This is a genomic window from Streptomyces sp. NRRL B-24572, assembly GCF_002156145.1.
Taxonomy (GTDB): Bacteria; Actinomycetota; Actinomycetes; order Streptomycetales; family Streptomycetaceae; genus Streptomyces; species Streptomyces vietnamensis.
The window spans coordinates 1-3,873 of the sequence record NZ_MWIG01001046.1 but is presented as its reverse complement, the minus strand read 5'-3'; the positions used below and the strand labels follow the sequence as shown (position 1 = coordinate 3,873).

The following is a 3,873-nucleotide window of genomic DNA, read 5'->3' as shown; positions in this document are numbered from 1 at the left end:
GGCACACGGGCCCGGGCCCGGCCCACGACGGGGGGTGGGCCGGGCCCGTTCAGCTGCGTCGCGCGGGCGTCGGCCTGGCGCGCAGCTCCGCGGGAAGTTCGTCCGGGAGGGCGTCCAGCGCCGCCAGCGCCTCCGACGCCCTCCGGGCGTACAGCGGCGAGAAGGACGGATGGATCCGCAGCGCCTCCTCCAGGTGCCGCCGCGCCGGACCCGTCTGGTTCAGGGCCCGTTCGATCTCGCCCCGGTGGTACGCGAAGAGCGCGCTGCGGAGCCCCTCCTCCGTGGCGCGTTTCGCATAGCCCAGAGCCTCCTTCGAGGCGCCCGAGCGGTGCAGCGCCCAGCCCAGCGCGTCCGCCACCCGCACCGAGTGGTGCCCCCGCGCCCACTCCGCCCGCATCCGGACCACCGCCGCGGCCGGGTCGCCGTGGTCCGCGTCCAGGAGGCCCAGCGGCACCTCCGCCGCCGCCCACGTCCCCGCCCGCAGCCGTCCGTACAGCGCCCGCGCCTCCTCCTCCCGGCCGAGCGACTCGTACAGTTCGCCCGCCTCCAGGAGGTACTCCGGCAGCGGCAGCCGCGCCAGGGCCGTCCGCCACTCGCGCACCGCCTCCTCCGTGCGGCCGAGGGCCGCAAGGGACCGCGCCCGGCCCGCGAGCGAGGGCCCGTGGTCCCGTACGAGCCGCAGCGCCGCCCCGTACCGCCCGAGGGCCTCCTCCGCCTCGCCCCGCTCCCACGCCAGGTCCCCGAGCCGCGCGAGGGCCGCCGCCTTCTCCGGGTCCGTCTCCGCGAGCGCCGCCGCGTCGAGGGCCGCCGCGTCGGCGTCCTCCCGCCAGCCCCGGTCGCGGTAGCTCTCCGCCGCCCTGCCCCGTGCCACCGCGCCCGCGTGGAGCTTCTCCAGGCTCTCCAGGGCCTTCTGGGCCGCCTTGTACTCCCCGAGGCCGTTGTACGCGTCCATCAGGACCGGGTACGCGGGCCACCGGCGCGGGTCGGCCTTCCGCACCCGCTCGCCCCACTCCTTCGCCGTCTTCCAGTCGCCCCGCGCCCCCGCGAGCGCCCCGAGCCCCAGCTGCGCCTCCAGGTTGCCGCGCGCGGCGGGCCGTTCGGCGAGCGAGCGCCGCAGCGCCCGCTCGGCCCGCGGATAGTCCCGTACGTCTCCGAGGCGGCCGCCCCGCTCCGTGTACGCCGCGCCCAACTCCGCCCAGGACGCCTCGTCGTCCGGATGGGCCCGCAGCCACTCCTCCCGGTCGGCGATCAGCGCGGCCAGGTCCGGAAGCGCGGCCTGCGCGCCCGCGTGGGCCGCGATCACCGCCCGCTCCGCCGGTCCCGGCGGGGGCGGCGGACCCTGGCCGGCGAGCTCGGGCACGTACACCAGCGCCGTCGCCGCGAGCACCGCTCCCACCCCGGCCGCCAGGACCGCCCTCGACACGTTCTCGGTCTTCATGGCGCTCACTGTGCGCCGCGCCCGCCTGTACGAAGAGCACACGAAGCGCCCGCTCCGGAAGGTTCACACCGATGGCCCCGGGTGCCACGCTGGACGCATGGACGATCTTCAGCGGAACGATCTCGTGGCGCGGCTGCGCGCCGTGCTCCCCGACGACACGGTCCTCACCGACCCGGACGTCACCACCTCCTACGCGCGCGACATGGCGAGTTTCTGCGCGGCGGGCACCCCCGCGGCCGTCGTGCTCCCGCGCACGGTCGAGCAGGTCCAGCACGTCATGCGCACCGCGACCGAACTCCGCGTCCCCGTCGTCCCGCAGGGCGCCCGCACGGGCCTGTCAGGCGGCGCCAACGCCTCCGACGGCTGCATCGTGCTCTCCCTCGTCAAGATGGACCGCATCCTGGAGATCAGCCCGGTCGACCGGATCGCCGTCGTCGAACCGGGCGTCGTCAACGCCGTGCTGTCCCGCGCCGTCGCCGAACACGGCCTGTACTACCCGCCGGACCCCTCCAGCTGGGAGACCTGCACCATCGGCGGGAACATCGGCACCGCCTCCGGCGGCCTGTGCTGCGTCAAGTACGGGGTGACGGCCGAGTACGTCCTCGGCCTCGACGTCGTCCTCGCCGACGGGCGGCTCCTGCGCACCGGCCGGCGCACCGCGAAGGGCGTCGCCGGATACGACCTGACCCGGCTCTTCGTCGGCTCCGAGGGCAGCCTCGGCATCGTCGTCGGGGCCGTGCTCGCGCTCAAGCCGCAGCCGCCCGCGCAGCTCGCGCTCGCCGCCGAGTTCCCCTCCGCGGCCGCCGCCTGCGAGGCCGTCTGCGCGATCATGGAGCGCGGCCACACCCCGTCGCTGCTCGAACTCATGGACCGCACCACCGTCCAGGCCGTCAACAAGCTGGCGCGCATGGGTCTGCCCGACACCACCGAGGCGCTGCTCCTGTGCGCCTTCGACACCCCGGACCCGGCCGCCGACCTGGCCGCCGTCGGGGAGCTGTGTGCGGCGGCGGGCGCCACCGAGGTCGTCCCGGCCGCGGACACCGCCGAGTCCGAACTCCTCCTCCAGGCGCGCCGGCTCTCCCTCACCGCCCTGGAGACGATCAAGTCCGCGACGATGATCGACGACGTGTGCGTGCCGCGGACGCGGCTCGCCGAGATGCTCGACGGCACGGCGGCGATCGCGGAGAAGTACCACCTGACCATCGGCGTCTGTGCGCACGCCGGCGACGGCAACACCCATCCCGTCGTCTGCTTCGACCGCACCGACGAGGACGAGTCGCGGCGGGCGCGGGAGTCCTTCGACGAGATCATGGCGCTCGGGCTCGCCCTCGGCGGCACGATCACCGGCGAGCACGGCGTGGGCGTCCTCAAGAAGGAGTGGCTGGCACGGGAACTGGGGCCGGTCGGCCTCGAACTCCAGCGGGGCATCAAGGCCGCCTTCGACCCGCTGGGGCTGCTCAACCCCGGAAAGCTGTTCTGACCGAGCCGGGTTCACAGCTCGCCGTCCTGGGACTCGTCCGACGGCCACGGGTCGCGCAGCCACAGGTCGTCGGCGACCACGGTGGTCGCCAGGATCTCCGCGAGCCCGTCGTCGATGCCGAGCCGCTCGGACTCGGTGCCCGGCGGCACCGCGTGCAGGGTCCGCTCCAGCCACGCGGACACCTGCGCGGACGGCGCTTCGAGCAGGGCGTCGCCGTCGGGGGAGGAGAGCGCCATCAGGATGACGTTGCGGCCGTCGACCTTCGTGGGCCAGATGCGGACGTCCCCGTGGCCGCAGGCCCGGAAGACGCCCTCGACGAGCAGCTCGCGCGCGAACGTCCAGTTGACCGGGTGGTCGGTGCCGATGTGGAAGGTGATGTGGACGGCGTACGGGTCGTCGGTCCGGTAGGCGAGCCGGGCGGGGACGGGGACGGAGCGCTCGGGGGAGAGCACCAGCTTCAGTTCCAGCTCGCGCTCGACGGTGGTGTTGTCGGTGTTCTGCATGGTCCTGCTCCTTCTCGCGTACGGGTCCCGGGTGGGCCTTCACCTGGAGAGAGCGGGGTGGACGCGGTTCATTACGCGACTTCGGGAAGTTTTTTCGGGAAGTTTTTCCGGGGGGTCCACCGGGCAGGATGCAACGGCCCGAACATCACGGGGAGTGATCGATTCCGGTACGTGTCCCCCGAAGGCGGGCTTTCTCGTGGGCTCCTTGTCCCCGCGGGGACGTTCTTCGTTACTGTCCTCCTTGGGCGCGGCACGCCCGGCGAGCGGGCCGTGCGGATCAAAGGCGTTGTGACTGAACGGAGTCGGGGCAGTGGCTACTCCTCCTGGAGGCGGCGGCGAGGTACCGCAGGCGGGGTACTACCCGGACCCGTCCATTCCCGGATACATCCGGTACTGGAACGGGGGCGCGTGGGTGCCCGGCACGAGCCGGCCCGCCCCCGTTCCAGTACCGG

General features: G+C 74.1%; 4 protein-coding genes. 2 read left to right on the top strand and 2 right to left on the bottom strand.

Going from position 1 to position 3,873, the window contains the following annotated elements; genetic code table 11:
* Window positions 1-49: 49 nt before the first annotated feature.
* Window positions 50-1,438: a lipopolysaccharide assembly protein LapB gene (locus CCN56_RS39940; RefSeq protein ID WP_256962433.1), complete on the bottom strand. Its 1,389-nt coding sequence runs from the start codon at window positions 1,436-1,438 to the stop codon at window positions 50-52.
* A gap of 97 nt (window positions 1,439-1,535) precedes the next feature.
* On the opposite strand from CCN56_RS39940, the gene CCN56_RS39935 reads away from it, so the two are divergent.
* Window positions 1,536-2,918 (top strand): FAD-binding oxidoreductase, encoded by a 1,383-nt coding sequence (locus CCN56_RS39935; protein ID WP_086832467.1) that lies wholly within the window; start codon window positions 1,536-1,538, stop codon window positions 2,916-2,918.
* An 11-nt stretch (window positions 2,919-2,929) separates the two neighbouring features.
* On the opposite strand, the gene CCN56_RS39930 is transcribed toward CCN56_RS39935, so the two are convergent.
* Window positions 2,930-3,421 (bottom strand): SsgA family sporulation/cell division regulator, encoded by a 492-nt coding sequence (locus CCN56_RS39930; RefSeq protein ID WP_086832466.1) that lies wholly within the window; start codon window positions 3,419-3,421, stop codon window positions 2,930-2,932.
* Between the two features lie 310 nt (window positions 3,422-3,731).
* Between CCN56_RS39930 and CCN56_RS39925 the strand changes: the two genes are divergently transcribed.
* Window positions 3,732-3,873, top strand: a 142-nt coding sequence (locus CCN56_RS39925) for a DUF2510 domain-containing protein (RefSeq protein WP_143664818.1), incomplete at its 3' end; no start/stop codon positions are given.